Genomic DNA, 14,720 nt, shown 5'->3' with positions numbered 1-14,720 from the left:
GCTCCGCGACGCGGGATGCTGCCGCACGTCAAGTTACGGTCGATTTTCGAGTTAGGGGCGGCCGTTGGAGGTGGAGGGGGAGTTGTTGACGGCCTGGGTGAGGTTGTCGGCGGGGCGGCCGCTGGTGGTGCGGGCGCCCTCGGCGACCGAGGGGACCTTGTCGGTCGGGGTGGGCTTGGGCGGGGTGGTCTTGGTGGTGGAGGCGCTGTCGCCAGCGGCCACCGCGGCACTGCCCGCGCCGGTCGAGGCCTTGCCTGCGCCGGCGGGGCCGGTCGTACGCACCTCGATGGTCTCCACCTCCTCGCGCATCGGCTCGAGCGTCGTGCCCGGGTCGTACTCGGCCCACGTCTGCTGTTCCCGGTAGCGCCGCAGGGCCATCGCACCGGCCAGGCCGGCCACCGTGCCGGCGGCGAGCAGGCCGATCATGGTGCCGCGGCGGGACTTCTTCTTCGCCTTCATGTTCTTCGCCTTGACCTTCCTGGTGGCCGCCGCCCTCTTGGTAGCGGCAGCCTTCTTTCCGGCGGCAGCCTTGCCGGCTGCCTCGGCCTGCGCCTGCCGCATCGCCAGGGTCAGGGGCGCGAGTGCCGCAGCCGTCGTCGCCAGACCGCTCGACGCGCGATCACGGATCATGACTGTGGCTGGCATGACGGCACTGCGAGCCGCCTCGACCCGTGGACCGACGGTGGCGCCGGCACCCTTCGCCGCGTGCGTGGCAGCCTGACGCAGGTGACCAACGCCGCGGTTCAGCTCGGCCCTGGCCAGTTGCCCCTGGGTCTTGCGCCGCGCGAATCCAAACACGTTCCCACCTCCTGGGAGTTGTCCTCTGTCATCCTCCACCTTCGGATGCCTCCGCATGTCCAGATCGGGCACATGGGAGGATCCGCAAGGAACTGACCAACGAGTGAGGAGTACCCGTGGCCGAGGCTGTCTACGCCACCTTGCACACCAACGCCGGTCCGATCCGGCTGGAGCTTTTCCCGAACCACGCGCCGAAGACGGTCCGCAACTTCGTCGAGCTGGCCGAGGGCACGCGCGAGTACACCGACCCGCGGACCGGCCAGCCGGGCAGCGGCCCGTACTACGACGGCACCATCTCGCACCGCGTGATCAGCGGGTTCATGATCCAGATGGGTGACCCGACCGGCACCGGTCGCGGCGGCCCGGGCTACAACTTCGCCGACGAGTTCCACCCCGAGCTGCGTTTCGACCGGCCCTACCTGCTGGCGATGGCGAACGCCGGGCCGGGCACCAACGGCTCGCAGTTCTTCATCACGGTCTCGCCGACCCCGCACCTGAACAACCGGCACACCATCTTCGGTCAGGTGGCCGACGAGCAGTCCGCGAAGGTTGTCGACTCGATCGCCAACACCCCCACCGGCCCGAGCGACCGGCCGCTGCAGGACGTCGTCATCGAGCGGGTCGAGATCGAGCGTCAGGGCGCCTGACCCGTACGTCGTCCGGCCGTGTCCGCCGCCCGGGCCTGGGTGTGGCGGGCACGGAGGATCCGACCGGGGTGCGGCCCATCCGTCGCTGCGGCGGATCAAGGTACCTTTGCTCGCATGACTGAGCGCTCGGGCACCTGGGGCTCGCGGTGAGTGAGTCCGCGCCGACCACTCCGGCCTGTTACCGCCACCCCGGGCGGGAGACGTACGTCAGATGCACCAGGTGCGACCGGTCGATCTGTCCGGACTGCATGAACGAGGCATCCGTCGGCTTCCAGTGCCCGGAGTGTGTGTCGGAAGGACGTCGTAGCGTCCGGCCGGCGCGTACCGCCTTCGGTGGCGGTGCCGCCGGCCGGCACGGCTACGTGACCAAGGCGCTGATCGCGATCAACGTGCTGATCATGCTGGTGTCGATCGCCTCCGACCGGGGCGGGGACGCGGCGGCCGGTGGCACCGGCTTCGGCGGTCTGATGGGTGGCAGCACCCCGCTGACCGAGTGGGGTGCCGTGCTGGGTCGGGCGATGTTCCTCGACGGCAGCATCGGCGGGGTCGCCGAGGGCCAGTGGTACCGCCTGGTCACCGCGATGTTCCTGCACTACGGCGTACTGCACCTGCTGCTCAACATGTGGGCGCTCTGGGTGCTGGGCCAGTCGTTGGAGGCGGTGCTCGGGCCGCTGCGCTTCGCCGCGCTCTATTTCATCGCCGGCTTCGGCGGCAACGTCGCGGTGTACGTGTTCAGCCCGCCGAACCAGATGTCGGCCGGCGCGTCCACCGCCATCTTCGGTCTCTTCGCGGCGATATTCGTGATCATGAGAAGGCTCGGTCGGGACACCTCGGCGATCCTGCCGATCCTGGTGATCAACCTGATCTTCACGTTCACCGTGCCGCAGATCTCGATCGCCGGGCACCTCGGTGGCCTGGTGTTCGGCGGGCTCATGGCCCTGGTGCTGGCCTACGCTCCGAGGTCACACCGGACGCTGGTGCAGGCGGTGGGCGGCACGGTGATCATGGTGCTGCTACTCGGCGCGGCGCTGATCCGTACCGTCGCCCTGCTCGCCTGAGGGCGGCCGGGACGGTCGTGCCGGCGGCTCCGGGCGGACGGCGGCCAGGGCGTCGGCGACGTCCTCCGGGTCGGTGCCGAGGTCGAGCCGGCTGAACAGGTGCAGCGTCTCGCTGGTGTCGATCTCCAACGCCGGGCCGGCGAAGCCGCGTCCGGGTCGGCGCTGCACCCGGATGCTCTCCACCGCCGACCAGGGCAGGTGTTGCCGGCCGGTCCAGCCCTTCGGCACGGTGATCCCGCTCGGATCGACCGCCAGCCGGACCGGCGCGATCACGTCTCGTACGCCCCACCCGGCCAGCAGCGCGGCGCCCAACGCGCCGGCCACCGGCCGGAGCAGGTCACCCTCGGCCAGGAGGAACCCCAGGGCGAGGAGGCCGGCCGCGCCGACCAGCTTGAGCACCGGTATGGCGGCAGGTATCCGCCACTGCATCGGGGTCGTCCCGGCAGGCACCCGACCAGCATCCGTTTCGGAAGGCACGAGACCAGCATGCCAGCGCGGGCGGACGGCCGGCAGATGGGCGTAGGATCGAGGCAGCCCAAGTTACCGGGGAGTACAGATGAGTGACGCGGTTGTCGTCGGTGCGGTGCGTACCCCGGTCGGACGGCGCAAGGGCAGCCTTGCCGCAGTGCACCCGGTGGATCTGTCGGCGCACGTGCTGCGCGCCCTCGCCGAACGGACCGGATTCGACCCGGCGCAGGTAGACGACGTGGTGTGGGGGTGCGTCTCCCAGGTCGGCGAGCAGTCCTGGAACGTGGCACGCAACGCGGTGCTCGCCGCCGGCTGGCCCGAGTCGGTGCCCGGCACCACGCTGGACCGGCAGTGCGGCTCCAGTCAGCAGGCGCTGCACTTCGCCGCCGCCACAGTGCTCTCCGGCCAGGCCGACCTGGTGGTCGCCGGCGGGGTGGAGTCGATGACCCGGGTGCCGATGGGTTCCAGCGTGGCCGGTGGCCAGCCGTTCAGCGAGCTGATCCTGGCCCGCTACCGGGGCGTCGAGGGCGTCGCCGAGGATTCGCCGCTGCCGTTCAACCAGGGCGTCGGCGCGGAGTTGATCGCGCAGCGCTGGCGGTTGTCCCGTACTCAGCTCGACGAGTTCGCCCTGGCCAGCCACGAGAAGGCCGCCGCCGCCCAGGACGCGGGAGCGTTCGAGGGCGAGATCGCGCCGGTCGTCCTCCCGGACGGCGGCAAGTTCGCCGCGGACGAGGGCGTACGCCGGGACACCTCACTGGAGAAGCTGGCCGAGTTGCCCACCCCGTTCCGCCCGGACGGAGTCGTCACCGCCGGTTCGGCCTCGCAGATCTCCGACGGCGCGGCCGCGCTGGCCGTCACCACCAGCGAGTGGGCCAGCCGGCACGGCCTGCGGCCGCTGGCCCGCATCCACACCGCCGTGGTCGCCGCCGACGACCCGGTCGCCATGCTCACCGCGCCGATCCCGGCCACCGCGAAGGCGCTGCGCCGCGCGGGGCTGGGCATCGAGGAGATCGGGGTGTACGAGGTAAACGAGGCGTTCGCCCCGGTGCCGCTGGCCTGGCTGGCGGAGACCGAGGCGGACCCGGAGCGGCTCAATCCGCGTGGCGGGGCGATCGCGCTCGGGCACCCGCTCGGCGGATCGGGTGCCCGGATCATGACGACGATGCTCGCCCACATGCGCGACAACGGCATCCGCTACGGCCTCCAGACGATGTGCGAGGGTGGCGGAATGGCGAATGCGACTATCGTCGAGCTGCTCTGACCTGCGCCGCTGAGCCGATCTTCGTAACGTGGAATTTGCAAAAAGCAGTTGCGTGAGCCACGTCACCGGTTGAGCAAGGTCGTTGGGTAGGGCATGGACGTCTTCTCCCGAACGTTCCTTCCCGCCGCTGCCGAAGCCGGGTTGGCGGTGCAGACCGCGACCCGACACATGCCGGTGTTCCGTCGCTGCGTCGGTTCCAGCGACGCCACAGTTCTGGTCACCCGGTGCAGCCGGCCCGACCGGCCGATGTCCGGCGAGTACCTTCTCCTGCTCACCCACCGACGTCTCGTGATCACCCGGCAGACCCGGGTGCTGCATCGGCTGCGGCTGCACCTCAACACCGAGTTGCGCGAGCTGAGCCACGTGACCTGGAGCCCCGATCCCCGACTGCACTCGGTCGAGTTGGCGGCCACCGCCATCGACGGCATCCGTGAGCGCTTCCTCGTCCGCACCCAGCACCCGAAGCAGGTGTGGCAGCTCGACGCGCTGTTCAACCACGCCTTCCGCACCCGGGTACGCACCACCCGACCCCGGGTACTGGCGACCGTCGCGGAGGCCTCCGCCGTCCGGCCGACCACGCTGCACCCGGCCGCGGCTCACTGACCGTCGCGTCGCCGACAACGACCGGCGAGGCGGCAGGTGAACCCCACCGCCCCGCCGATGATCAGGGCCAGGCGTCAGTAGACGCGAGACCCGATGAAGTCGTCGTACCCGTACCCGACGGGCTGCGCGAACGACCGCGACTCGAACGACCACTGCTGCCGGGAGCTGCTGGAGCAGTTCGCCAACCGCAGCCGGGGGGTGCCCAGCAGCGGGTTGTCGAAGGCCAGGCAGAGGTTGCTGTTGCCGGCGGCGCGGATCTGGTTGCCGGAGAAGACGAACTTCTGGTTGTTGCCACCGTGGCAGTCGTAGATGTTGACAGTCGTGCCGGAGGTCAACGATCCGCCGGTGACGTCCAGGCAACGGTCGTGGGACAGCTCGGAGTGCAGCGACTGCCGCGTCGGGTCGTACCAGAAGCCCTGGTTACGACCCCCGTGACAGCGGTACGACTGCTGCGCGGTGTTGTTGCGTGAGTCGTACCCCTTGCCGTCCACGCAGGTGCCGGTGGCGGCGTTGCGCAGCTGCTTGAACTGCATCAGGCCCGGGTAGAGCACGCCGTTGCCGGTGCTCGCCGGGTCGACGCAGGTGCCCTGCTGCTGGCCGGAGGCGTAGAACTGGGTGATGCACTGGGCGAACATGCCGTGACCCCGGTAGTTCGGGTGGAACGACTGGCGGGCCGCGTTCTCGTCCCAGACGCCGAGTTCGATGTAGAGGCCGCGTACGGAGGTGTTGTCGGTGCACACCTCATGGCCGTGGAAGAGCCGGCTGCCGTCGAGGTAGCGGGTGCCGGTGTTGGCCGCCGCCGCCCGTAGCGCCGATTCGAACAGCGGTACCGCCTTGTTCCGGGCGAAGGCGGCGTCGGCCAGGTAGAGCAGGCAGCCGCCGTTGTACCAACCGGGGAAGTTGGGGTTGTCCTCCACGTCGGGGCTGGCCGGGCTGGAGTACGACATCAGCACCAGCTCATAGTCGGAGTTGAGGTAACCGGCACCGGTCATGGTCCGGCGGATGTCGTTGAGCGCGTCCTCGACGGCGCGCCGGCTGCCGTCGGTGCGTACCGTCCACTGGTCGGTGTAGGTGGGCCAGCAGGGGCCCTGGAAGAGGACGCGGCGCACCGCGCAGTCGGTGGCGACCGGGCCGAACTGGATCGTGCCGTCGCCGTTGGCGCCGACCACCACCCAGATCAGTTTGATGTTGGTGTTGCGCGCCTTGATGGCGAGGTGGTCGCCCTGGTTCAGCTCGTTGTGCTGGGTCGGGCCGCCCGCGATCAGGTTCCACGGGGTGGCGCCCGAGCAGGCGATGTTGTAGCGCTCGTCGGCGGCGATGCCGGTACGGAACACCGCCTGGTCGTACGAGCGGTCGCACCAGTTGCCCGGCTGGTGGGTGCCGGGCACGTAGTTGCCCACCCCTTCGCCGGAGATCTGACTGTCGCCCATGGTGATCAGCGCGGTGCGGCGCTGGGCGAGTGGCCGGATGCCGCGAGTGCCGTACAGCTGGGTGGCCTCGGCGGCGCGGATCGTTTCGAGGTGGGCGGGGAGTGGCTGGACGGCGGGACGGTCGGCCGCGGCGGCCGGTGAGGCCGGCCCGGCCAGCATGGGCAGGACGAGAGCGGTGGCGAGGACGGCGACCTGGACGAGTCGCCGTCGGGGCGTCCGTTCACGCCTGGCAGGGGAACCAGACATCGAGGCGCTCCTTTCGGTTCGATCGCGGGACGTCGATCGAGTTACCGGAAGGTAACGCGTGAGATGCAGGTATGTGAATACACTTCGGGATACTTGCGTGCAGCGATCAACCGGGCCAAATGGGGCAGGAGGTCAGCGGCCGGGCAGGGCGTAGCCGACGTAACTGCGGAACTCGAACTCCCAGCCGTCGGGCACCAGGTCCGCGCAGAGGGTCCGACTGCCGACGCAGACGATCGCGTCCACCGACGTCGGGTCGGCCGCCGGACGGCCGTCCACCACCGACTGGAGCGCGACCAACTCCGGTGACCGGCCGTTCTCGTCACGCAGCAGCAACCACCACGGGTACTCCCAGTCGTCGTTGCGCTGCGACAGGCCGATCCGGCGGGCCTCGGCGGCGCGTACCGCGTCGGCCGCCCACCGGTACTCCTCCGCCCACTGGGGACGCCGCAGGAAACGCAACTCCCACTCGGCGGTGGTGAAGACCGAGCCCGTGCCGACCAGCCTGCGGGGAAAGCCGTACGACACCGCCAGCACGCCGGCCAGTGCAGAGGTCGCCAACACCGTCACCACGACTGTCGTGGCGATCGACCGCCGCCCACCCGCAGCGCGTCCCGACGTGCCGGCGAGCCTCGCCGAGGCCGAGCGGCGCAGCAGCGCGTCCAGCCAGAGCCCGGCCAGCGGCACCGCCACCGCCACCGCATAGAGCAACAGCCGGTTCCCCCAGGGCTGCCATTTGATCATCGTGGTGTGCAGCAGCACCGCCACCACGACCACCAGGCCGTACGCCCGCAACGCCCCGGCCGTACCGGGGCTGATCCGGGCCGGGCGGCGTAGCGCCGCCACGACGGCGAGCAACGCCAGCACCCCGGCCAGCGGGAAGGCCACCCGATCCTCGTCCGGGTACCAGGACGGCTCAGGGAAGCTCTCCCGCCCGAAGGTGATGTCGCGGTCCTGCGGATCGACGCCGAGCAGGTCGGCCACCCCGACGATCACCCGGGCGGTGACGTCCCGCAGCGGTGCCAGCGGGGTGTCGAACGCGGTGTGCCCGATGCGCAGCGCGTTGACCAGCACCGACGGCGGATCGTGCCGCTCCATCGGCACCGAGTTGCGCAGCCGGTCCGGGCCGAGCGGATGACCGAACTCGGCGTACACCCGGCCCAGGAAGGGACCGACCACGGTGGCGGCGACCACCAGGATCAGCACCGACGCGCCGACCGTACGGGCCAGGCTGCCGGCCGGAATCCGCCGCCGACCGGCCGACCGGGCCAGGTACGCCAGGCGCAACTGACCCAGCCCCCAGAGCACCAGCAGCGGCCCCACCGCGAGCAGTCCACTTGTCTTCGTCACTGCCGCCAGACCGGTGGCCGCACCCAGGGCGAGCAGGTCGCCGAGGTGGGCGCGTCGCCGCAGCCCGTCCAGGGCCAGAGTGGCCGCGCAGACCACCCAGGCGGCACAGACCAGATCGGTCTGGGTGCTGGTCGCCTGCAACGTCACCATCGGCGTGGTGGCCAGCAGGAACGCGGTAAGCAACTGGGCCCGTCGACCACCGCCCAGTTGAGCGGTCAGCCGGGTCACCGCCAGCAGGGCACCCACCCCGGCGGCCCACTGGACCAGGTTGAACAGTGCGTCCGAGCCGGTGAACAGGCGCAGGTGCAGCAGCAGATACTCGGCACCCGGTGGAATGGTGACCTGCCGGTGGATCGCCGTCGCCCAGAACGTCAGGTCACCCTGCGCCACCCACCGTTCCACCTTCGGCAGGTGGTAGGTCTGCGAGTCGAAGTTGTTCGGCGCGGCCAGCAGCGCGATCAGCAGCTCGACCAGGACGAGGCCGCCGACCGTACCGGCGAGCAGCCGCTCGCCCCGACCCGCCGTACGCCAGAAACCGGTGATCGGCGCCCACCAGCGTGCCGGGCCGTCCCCGCCCGGCGTCGGTGCCCGGTCGAAGCCTGCCCCGGCGGGGCGGACCTCGGTGGCCAGTCGGGTGCCGGACGACACCGACGTGCCCGACCCGGCCGTGACCAGCGCGGGCGGCGGTGCGGCGGTGCGGTCCACGGCATCCGCAAGGGACGCCGTCACGGCCTCGGTGGACAGGTTCCGCCGGTCGCGGCGCTGCCGCCACCCGGCCGCCGCCACGCACCCGACCACGAAGAGCAGCCAGGCCACGGCGAACGCGGGCAGTGTCAGCAGCCCCGACCCGCCCAGCACCTCGACTGTCACCACCGCGAACGCGCCAGTGGCCAGGGCGGCCCGGATCACCGCGAGGCGCCGGGGCGCGACACGGTCCACGGTCCGTGGCCGTAACGCCACGGTCAGCGCGACGACGGCAGCGACGGGTGCCAGGACGAGCGGAAAGCCGACGGCCGACATGGCCGGAAGTAAACACCATCAGCCTGAATGTGCGATGGCGGATGTCCATCGGCAGTCGCCACCACATCGCTGAGCTGCCAGGCTAGGCTATGGCCGACACACTGCCGCCCTCGTGGAGATTCCCGTGAAGCTGTCGATCCTCATGCCGGTCTACAACGAGGAAGAGCGCATCGGGGACGCCCTCAAGCAGGCGTTGGCCGTGGAATATCCGTGCGAGATCGAACTCGTGGTGGTCGATGACGGCAGCCGCGACGGCACCGGAGAGGTTCTCGGTCGCGCCGACGACGCCCGACTGCGCGTGATCACGCATCAACGCAACGCAGGCAAGGGTGCCGCGATCCGTACGGCGGTCGCCGCCGCCGAGGGCGAATACATGGTCATCCTCGACGCGGACCTGGAGTACGACCCGCAGGACATCCCCAAACTGCTCGCCCCGGTGCTCGACGGCCGGGCCACCGTGGTCTACGGCAACCGGACCTTCGGCAGCCACAGCGCCTACAGCTTCTGGTACGTGATGGGCAACCGAGGTGTCACCATGGCCGCCAATGTGCTGTTCAACTCCTACATCGGCGACCTGGAGACCTGCTTCAAGCTGATGCCGGTCGCGCTCTACCGCTCGCTGGACATCCGCTCCCGAGGCTTCGGCATGGAGGCCGAGGTGACCGGCAAGCTGCTGCGTCGCCGCATCCGGCCGTACGAGGTGCCGATCAGCTACCGGGCCCGGGGCCGCGAAGAAGGCAAGAAGATCACCTGGCGGGACGGGGTCGAGGCGCTCTGGATCCTCGGACGCGAGCGCACTCGCCGCCGTCCCACCGCTGCCTAGCCCGCGACCGCGGCCGGGGTGAGGAAGCCGGTCAACGCCCGGCGCAACCCGGCCGGGTCCAGCCCGTGCCAGCGCAGATGATCCTCCGCCGAACCGTAGCGGCGTAGCTCCTCCCGACCGACCCCGAGCGTGAGCAGCCGGTGCGGCCGATCCGCCAGCGCTGCCGAGACCACGCGGGCGGAAGTCCCCGCCAGGTAGGGCTCGACCAGGATCACCTCTGTGCCGGCGAGCGCCCGCAGGCCGGCGACGTCGAACGGACGCGGCCGGTGCGTGTAGGCCACCGTGACGGGCAGGTCCGCGACGGCGGCCAGCGCCGCGTCCAGCATCGGGCCGACCGCGACCAGCAGGGCCGCGCCGGGACCCGCGTCCCGCACCACCACCAGATCACCGGCACCGGCGTACGCGCGGTCGTTCTGCAGGATCGACAGCCGCAGGTACGCCGAGGTGTCGGCGGCCACCGTCGCACGCAGCAGCCCGGACACCTCGCCCGGGTGCCCCGGCACGTGCACCGTCCAGTCGCCGAGGGTGTCGACGAGCGCGACGTCCGCCGGGCTGAAGTGGGTGCGACCGGACTCCGCCCGGTCGAACGAGCCGCCGATGCCGACCAGCACCGCGCTCGCCGCCTGGTGGTCGAGGTCGAGCTTGATCTGCTCGTACGCCCGCTCCACCAGGAACGGCGCGTAGCTGTGCACGATCGGACGCAACCCGGTCAACGCCAGCCCACCGGCCACCCCCACCATCAACTGCTCCCGGATGCCGACGTTGAGCACCCGGTCGGGGTGCCGCTCGGCTGCCGAGGCGAACAGGGAGGCGGAGATGTCGGCGAGCACCAACGCCGTACGCGGCTTCTCGGCCAGCAGGGCGGTGGTGGTGTCGACGAAGCAGTCCCGCATGCTCAGTTCCGCTACCGTGCTCAACTCGCTCATGCCTGCTCTCCGTTGTTGACGACCGCGACGACGACGTGCGGCCGGTGGCCGTGGTGCCCGGTCAGGGCCGCGTGCAGGGCGTCCTGGTCGTGCCCGTCGACGGTGGCGGCGGTCCACCCGTTGACCGTGAAGCGGGTGGCCACCCCGCCCGGCCAGCCGTACGTGGCGGAGGAGTTGTCGACCACGACCGCGGTCAGGTTCGACAGGCCGACGGCACCGGCGTACGCGATCGCCTCGTGGTTGGAGCCCTCGTCCAGTTCGGCGTCGCCGAGCAGCACGTACACCCGGGGGTCGAGCAGGCCCTGGGCGCGCAGGCCGAGCGCGCTGCCGACGGCCAGGCCGAGACCGTGCCCGAGCGACCCGGAGCCGATCTCCACTCCCGGCACCAGCGTCCGGTCCGGGTGGTCGCCGAGCAGGCTGCCCGGCCCACCCTGATCGTCGAGCCAGTCGGGTGGGATGAACCCCTTCGCGGCCAGCACGGCGTAGTAGCCGGCGACCGCATGCCCCTTGGAGAGCAGGAACCGATCCCGGTCGGGTTCGTCGACGGTTGCCGGGGTGACCCGCAGGATGCGGTCGTAGAGCACCCACAGCACGTCGAGGGTCGAGTAGACATTCGGCCCGAAGTCGCGCCCGGCACGGACCCGCTCCAGCAGCGGGGCGACGGGGTGCTGGCCGTCCAGCGGGGTGACGGGGTGTCGGCCGTCAAGCGGTGCGGCCGCCTCGGCGACCTGCGTGGTGATGGTGGCTAGTGAGGACATGCGGCTAGCCTGCAAGTTGAAGCAGGGTTCAGCTCAAGGCGAAAGTGATGCACGAAGCACTCACCATCGGTCAACTCGCCGCCCGCAGTGGGGTGGCCCAGTCCGCGCTGCGCTACTACGAGCGGCTGGGGCTGATCCGGGCCGACCGCACCGGCGGCAACCAGCGTCGGTACCACCGTGGCGAGTTGCGCCGGGTCGCCTTCATCCGGATCGCCCAGCAGGTCGGCATCTCGCTGGAGGAGATCAGGTCCGCACTGGACTCACTGCCCGCCTCGCGTACGCCCACCGCCGACGACTGGGCGCAGCTGTCGATGGCCTGGCGCGACCGCCTGGACGAGAAGATCAGGTTGTTGAACCGGCTCCGCGACGACCTCGACGGCTGCATCGGCTGCGGCTGCCTGTCCCTGAGCCGCTGCAACCTCTACAACCCCGGCGACGAGTTGGCCGGTGAAGGCCCCGGAGCGCGACTGACCCTGCCCCGCTGATGCTCAGTCGACGGTCAGCAGCACCTTGCCGACATGGTCGCTCGACTCGACCAGGCGGTGCGCCTCGGCCGCCTCGCTGATCGGCATCCGCCGGTCGATCACCGGCCGGATCCGACAGGCCTCGACCAGCGGCCACACCTGTTCGCGTACCCCACGGACGATGGCACTCTTCTGCTCCAACGGGCGGGACCGCAGCGCCGTCGCGGCGATGGTGCCGCGCTTGGCCAGCAACGCACCGAGGTCCAGCTCCCCCTTGCGCCCACCCTGCATGCCGATCGTCACGAGCCGCCCGTCGTACGCCAGAGCGGCGACGTTACGGCCCAGGTACGACGCGCCCATGATGTCGAGGATGACGTCGGCGCCCCCGCCGGAGGTGACCCTGCGGACCTCCTCGACGAAGTCCTGCTCCCGATAGTCGATCAGGTGCGCCGCACCCAACGCCCGCAGCCGATCGTGCTTGGCCGCCCGGGCGGTCGCCACCACCGTCGCGCCCCACGCCGCACCCAACTGGATCGCGAACGTGCCGATCCCGCTGCCACCGCCGTGCACAAGCAACGTCTCGCCCGCCGCCAACCGCGCCAGCTCGACCACGTTGGACCAGACCGTCGACGCCACCTCCGGCAACGCCGCGGCATCCACCAGATCAACCCCATCCGGTACGGGAAGCAGCTGCCCCACCGGCACCGCCACCCGCTCGGCGTACCCGCCACCGGCCAGCAACGCGCAGACCTCCTGGCCCACCGCCCAGCCGTCCACCCCGTCACCGACCGCGCTGATCACACCTGAGCACTCCAGCCCGAGATACTCCGACGCACCCGGCGGGGGTGGGTAGTGCCCCTGCCGCTGCAACAGGTCGGCCCGGTTGACGGCGGTGGCCCGTACGTCGACAAGCACCTCGCCCGGCCCCGGCTGCGGATCAGGCACCTCGCTCCAGCTCAGCACCTCCGGCCCACCCGGCTCGGAAACGACGATCGCGCGCATGTCCCCAGTCTTACCCGATCCGACCCGCACCCCACCTCAAGGTCCCCATCTGCTGCCCGCACAGAGGGTGAGTGATCATGACGAAACGGGTAGCTCCCCCCGTTCGGCGCTCGCTCGGGCGTGGCAGACTAAGCACGACCGCGCGGCGCGCGGTCCGGGAGGGTTCGCCTAGTGGCCGATGGCGCTGGTCTTGAAAACCGGTAAGGCAGCGATGTCTTCGTGGGTTCGAATCCCACACCCTCCGCCCGTTGAAAAGGTGCCCGATGTCCTGTCGGCTGGGCTAGCTCGGCTCGAAGGCGGCGCGCAGGATGTCGTGGTGCGCCCGTACGTAGCGGATGTCCGCCGCGTAAAGCTCGGCGTGCCCTTCCGCGATGTGCCGCTGGAACGCCTCGTTGCCTTGGCCGGCCTGATCGCGCATGAAGTCAATGAGCGCCTGTAAGCGGTCCGGGACGACGTCGACGACCTCGGCACCCACCTCCGGCCCGTACGCGCGGCAGAAGTCGGCGACTCGACGGCCCTGCTCCTGCGGCGTGCCGAAGCTTTCCGGATTGTCCGGCCCCTGCAACGGTCCGAACCGGTAGACAGCGTAGGCGACGTCCCAGCTGCGTGGCCCGGGATGAGCACAGTCGAAGTCGATGAAACCGACCGCCCGGCCGCCCTTGACCACACAGTTGTACTGGGCGGCGTCACCGTGGCACATGACCTCGGCCGGCTGCCGGACCGGGACGAGCCAGTGGTCGTCGGGGAGCGGCCGGAACGTGACGCTCGCGTCGTGGAGCCTGCGCAGCAGGGTGGCTGCGGAGGTGAGGAACTCGCGCGTACGCAGGTCCGGCGTGAGCGCGTCGGGCACCTCACCGTCGAGGAAGGTGACTATCTCGTTGCCCTCGCTGTCGAAGCCGCGTGGCTCCGGAGCGCCGTGGAATCCGTGGTCGTGAAGGTGCCGTAGGAGTCGATGGATCGCTGGCGTCGCTGGTGACGCCGGCCGGTGGACGACGTCGCCGTGACGGCGCACGACGTTCACCCCGCCGCGGAATTCCTGTCGTTCAGTCATGCTCATCAGGACAAGGTCGGTACGCGGTTCGCTCGAATGCGGGCCGCTCGCGGGGTATGAAGGGTGCCAGAAAAGTACATCCACCGGAAGGACCTGTGTCGATGACCCTGGAACGTCCCATCGCCCCGGACCCGTACGAGCTGCTGCCGACGGTCGCCTCGTTCACGCTGACCAGTCAGGACGTCCAGAACGGTGAGCCGATGGATGCTGCGCACGCGCACGGCAGCACCGGCGGCGGCAATGTCTCGCCGCAGCTGTCCTGGTCGGGTTTTCCGGCCGAGACCAAGGGTTTCGCGGTGACCTGCTTCGACCCGGACGCGCCGACCGGTAGCGGCTTCTGGCACTGGGTGCTGGTGAACCTGCCGGCCGACGTGACCGAGTTGCCGCGGGGGGTCGCCGACGACGACCTGCGCGGCGGGTTCACCGTCCGCAACGACTACGGCGAGCAGGGCTTCGGCGGCGCGGCCCCGCCGCCCGGTGACCGCCCCCACCGGTACGTCTTCGCGGTCCACGCACTCGACGTGGACCGCCTCGACCTCACCCCCGACGCCACCCCGGCGTACGTCGGCTTCAACCTGACCTTCCACACCCTCGCCCGCGCCACCATCCGCCCCACCTACCAGATCGCGCCCTGACCCCTCGCCCTGCACCCCGCGCCCTGAACCCCGCGCCCTGAACCCAGTTGATCAAGAGGTTTGCGTCAGAATCCGGCCGGATCCAGACGCAAACCTCTTGATCAACGCGGCGGGGAGCGCGGCGGGCAACCCGGCGGGGAGCGCGGCGGGGGAGCGCCGCGGGGAGGGTGTGGGGTGGGGTGG

At 70.6% G+C, this 14,720-nt stretch carries 15 protein-coding genes and 1 tRNA gene; 8 read left to right on the top strand and 8 right to left on the bottom strand.

Going from position 1 to position 14,720, the window contains the following annotated elements; translation table 11 throughout:
* Positions 1-51 precede the first annotated feature (51 nt).
* Positions 52-855: a hypothetical protein gene (locus C1A38_RS28945; RefSeq protein ID WP_102660861.1), complete on the bottom strand. Its 804-nt coding sequence runs from the start codon at positions 853-855 to the stop codon at positions 52-54.
* 59 nt (positions 856-914) lie between these two features.
* Here C1A38_RS28945 and C1A38_RS28940 point away from each other — a divergent pair, with 59 nt between their 5' ends.
* Both C1A38_RS28940 and C1A38_RS28935 read left to right on the top strand, forming a co-directional pair.
* On the top strand, positions 915-1,445 hold the full coding sequence (locus C1A38_RS28940; protein WP_102660857.1) for a peptidylprolyl isomerase: 531 nt from the start codon (positions 915-917) through the stop codon (positions 1,443-1,445).
* Between the two features lie 146 nt (positions 1,446-1,591).
* Positions 1,592-2,503 (top strand): rhomboid family intramembrane serine protease, encoded by a 912-nt coding sequence (locus C1A38_RS28935; RefSeq protein WP_102660856.1) that lies wholly within the window; start codon positions 1,592-1,594, stop codon positions 2,501-2,503.
* Here C1A38_RS28935 and C1A38_RS28930 read toward each other — a convergent pair.
* Entirely contained in the window at positions 2,459-2,932 is a 474-nt protein-coding gene (locus C1A38_RS28930; protein ID WP_102660855.1) for a PH domain-containing protein, read from the bottom strand. The two genes, C1A38_RS28935 and C1A38_RS28930, sit on opposite strands and share 45 nt — an antisense overlap.
* A 127-nt stretch (positions 2,933-3,059) precedes the next feature.
* Here C1A38_RS28930 and C1A38_RS28925 point away from each other — a divergent pair, with 127 nt between their 5' ends.
* On the top strand, positions 3,060-4,232 hold the full coding sequence (locus C1A38_RS28925) for a thiolase family protein (protein WP_102660854.1): 1,173 nt from the start codon (positions 3,060-3,062) through the stop codon (positions 4,230-4,232).
* 93 nt (positions 4,233-4,325) lie between these two features.
* The gene (locus C1A38_RS28920) at positions 4,326-4,835 is read left to right on the top strand and encodes a hypothetical protein (RefSeq protein ID WP_102660853.1); all 510 of its coding nucleotides are present in this window, start codon (positions 4,326-4,328) and stop codon (positions 4,833-4,835) included.
* Between the two features lie 74 nt (positions 4,836-4,909).
* Here the strand turns inward: C1A38_RS28920 and C1A38_RS28915 are convergent, their stop codons facing one another.
* Positions 4,910-6,511 (bottom strand): ricin-type beta-trefoil lectin domain protein, encoded by a 1,602-nt coding sequence (locus C1A38_RS28915; protein ID WP_102660852.1) that lies wholly within the window; start codon positions 6,509-6,511, stop codon positions 4,910-4,912.
* Between the two features lie 132 nt (positions 6,512-6,643).
* Positions 6,644-8,878, bottom strand: coding sequence for a glycosyltransferase family 39 protein (locus C1A38_RS28910; RefSeq protein WP_102660851.1), 2,235 nt, complete (start codon positions 8,876-8,878; stop codon positions 6,644-6,646).
* Between the two features lie 124 nt (positions 8,879-9,002).
* Between C1A38_RS28910 and C1A38_RS28905 the strand changes: the two genes are divergently transcribed.
* The gene (locus C1A38_RS28905; protein WP_013736487.1) at positions 9,003-9,701 is read left to right on the top strand and encodes a glycosyltransferase family 2 protein; all 699 of its coding nucleotides are present in this window, start codon (positions 9,003-9,005) and stop codon (positions 9,699-9,701) included.
* Here C1A38_RS28905 and C1A38_RS28900 read toward each other — a convergent pair.
* Positions 9,698-10,594: a transketolase family protein gene (locus C1A38_RS28900; protein WP_102660860.1), complete on the bottom strand. Its 897-nt coding sequence runs from the start codon at positions 10,592-10,594 to the stop codon at positions 9,698-9,700. The two genes, C1A38_RS28905 and C1A38_RS28900, sit on opposite strands and share 4 nt — an antisense overlap.
* A 29-nt stretch (positions 10,595-10,623) precedes the next feature.
* On the bottom strand, positions 10,624-11,385 hold the full coding sequence (locus tag C1A38_RS28895) for a thiamine pyrophosphate-binding protein (RefSeq protein ID WP_102660850.1): 762 nt from the start codon (positions 11,383-11,385) through the stop codon (positions 10,624-10,626).
* 47 nt (positions 11,386-11,432) lie between these two features.
* Here C1A38_RS28895 and soxR point away from each other — a divergent pair, with 47 nt between their 5' ends.
* Positions 11,433-11,870 carry a redox-sensitive transcriptional activator SoxR gene (gene soxR, locus C1A38_RS28890; protein WP_102660859.1) on the top strand — a complete coding sequence of 146 codons (438 nt, stop codon included), beginning with the start codon at positions 11,433-11,435 and terminating at the stop codon, positions 11,868-11,870.
* A gap of 3 nt (positions 11,871-11,873) precedes the next feature.
* Here soxR and C1A38_RS28885 read toward each other — a convergent pair whose 3' ends face one another.
* Entirely contained in the window at positions 11,874-12,851 is a 978-nt protein-coding gene (locus C1A38_RS28885) for an NAD(P)H-quinone oxidoreductase (RefSeq protein WP_102660849.1), read from the bottom strand.
* 157 nt (positions 12,852-13,008) lie between these two features.
* Here C1A38_RS28885 and C1A38_RS28880 point away from each other — a divergent pair.
* Positions 13,009-13,095: transfer RNA gene (locus C1A38_RS28880), tRNA-Ser, on the top strand.
* 36 nt (positions 13,096-13,131) lie between these two features.
* Here C1A38_RS28880 and C1A38_RS28875 read toward each other — a convergent pair.
* Complete coding sequence (locus C1A38_RS28875) at positions 13,132-13,902, bottom strand: phosphotransferase (RefSeq protein ID WP_102660858.1); 771 nt, start codon at positions 13,900-13,902, stop codon at positions 13,132-13,134.
* Positions 13,903-14,003: 101 nt separating this feature from the next.
* Here C1A38_RS28875 and C1A38_RS28870 point away from each other — a divergent pair, with 101 nt between their 5' ends.
* Entirely contained in the window at positions 14,004-14,537 is a 534-nt protein-coding gene (locus C1A38_RS28870; RefSeq protein ID WP_102660848.1) for a YbhB/YbcL family Raf kinase inhibitor-like protein, read from the top strand.
* The last annotated feature ends 183 nt before the right edge of the window (positions 14,538-14,720 follow it).

Origin of the sequence: Verrucosispora sp. ts21 (assembly GCF_002879555.1) — a bacterium.
Lineage (GTDB): Bacteria > Actinomycetota > Actinomycetes > Mycobacteriales > Micromonosporaceae > Micromonospora > Micromonospora gifhornensis.
This window is presented reverse-complemented; position numbering and strand designations above follow the sequence as displayed.

Coding starts and splice junctions, on each gene's coding strand:
- C1A38_RS28870 (WP_102660848.1), top strand. CDS start 14,004: ATGACCCTGGAACGTCCCATCGCCCCGGACCCGTACGAGCTGCTGCCG.
- soxR (WP_102660859.1), top strand. CDS start 11,433: ATGCACGAAGCACTCACCATCGGTCAACTCGCCGCCCGCAGTGGGGTG.
- C1A38_RS28925 (WP_102660854.1), top strand. CDS start 3,060: ATGAGTGACGCGGTTGTCGTCGGTGCGGTGCGTACCCCGGTCGGACGG.
- C1A38_RS28910 (WP_102660851.1), bottom strand. CDS start 8,878: ATGTCGGCCGTCGGCTTTCCGCTCGTCCTGGCACCCGTCGCTGCCGTC.
- C1A38_RS28900 (WP_102660860.1), bottom strand. CDS start 10,594: ATGCGGGACTGCTTCGTCGACACCACCACCGCCCTGCTGGCCGAGAAG.
- C1A38_RS28895 (WP_102660850.1), bottom strand. CDS start 11,385: ATGTCCTCACTAGCCACCATCACCACGCAGGTCGCCGAGGCGGCCGCA.
- C1A38_RS28930 (WP_102660855.1), bottom strand. CDS start 2,932: ATGCAGTGGCGGATACCTGCCGCCATACCGGTGCTCAAGCTGGTCGGC.
- C1A38_RS28920 (WP_102660853.1), top strand. CDS start 4,326: ATGGACGTCTTCTCCCGAACGTTCCTTCCCGCCGCTGCCGAAGCCGGG.
- C1A38_RS28915 (WP_102660852.1), bottom strand. CDS start 6,511: ATGTCTGGTTCCCCTGCCAGGCGTGAACGGACGCCCCGACGGCGACTC.
- C1A38_RS28885 (WP_102660849.1), bottom strand. CDS start 12,851: ATGCGCGCGATCGTCGTTTCCGAGCCGGGTGGGCCGGAGGTGCTGAGC.
- C1A38_RS28945 (WP_102660861.1), bottom strand. CDS start 855: ATGCGGAGGCATCCGAAGGTGGAGGATGACAGAGGACAACTCCCAGGA.
- C1A38_RS28875 (WP_102660858.1), bottom strand. CDS start 13,902: ATGACTGAACGACAGGAATTCCGCGGCGGGGTGAACGTCGTGCGCCGT.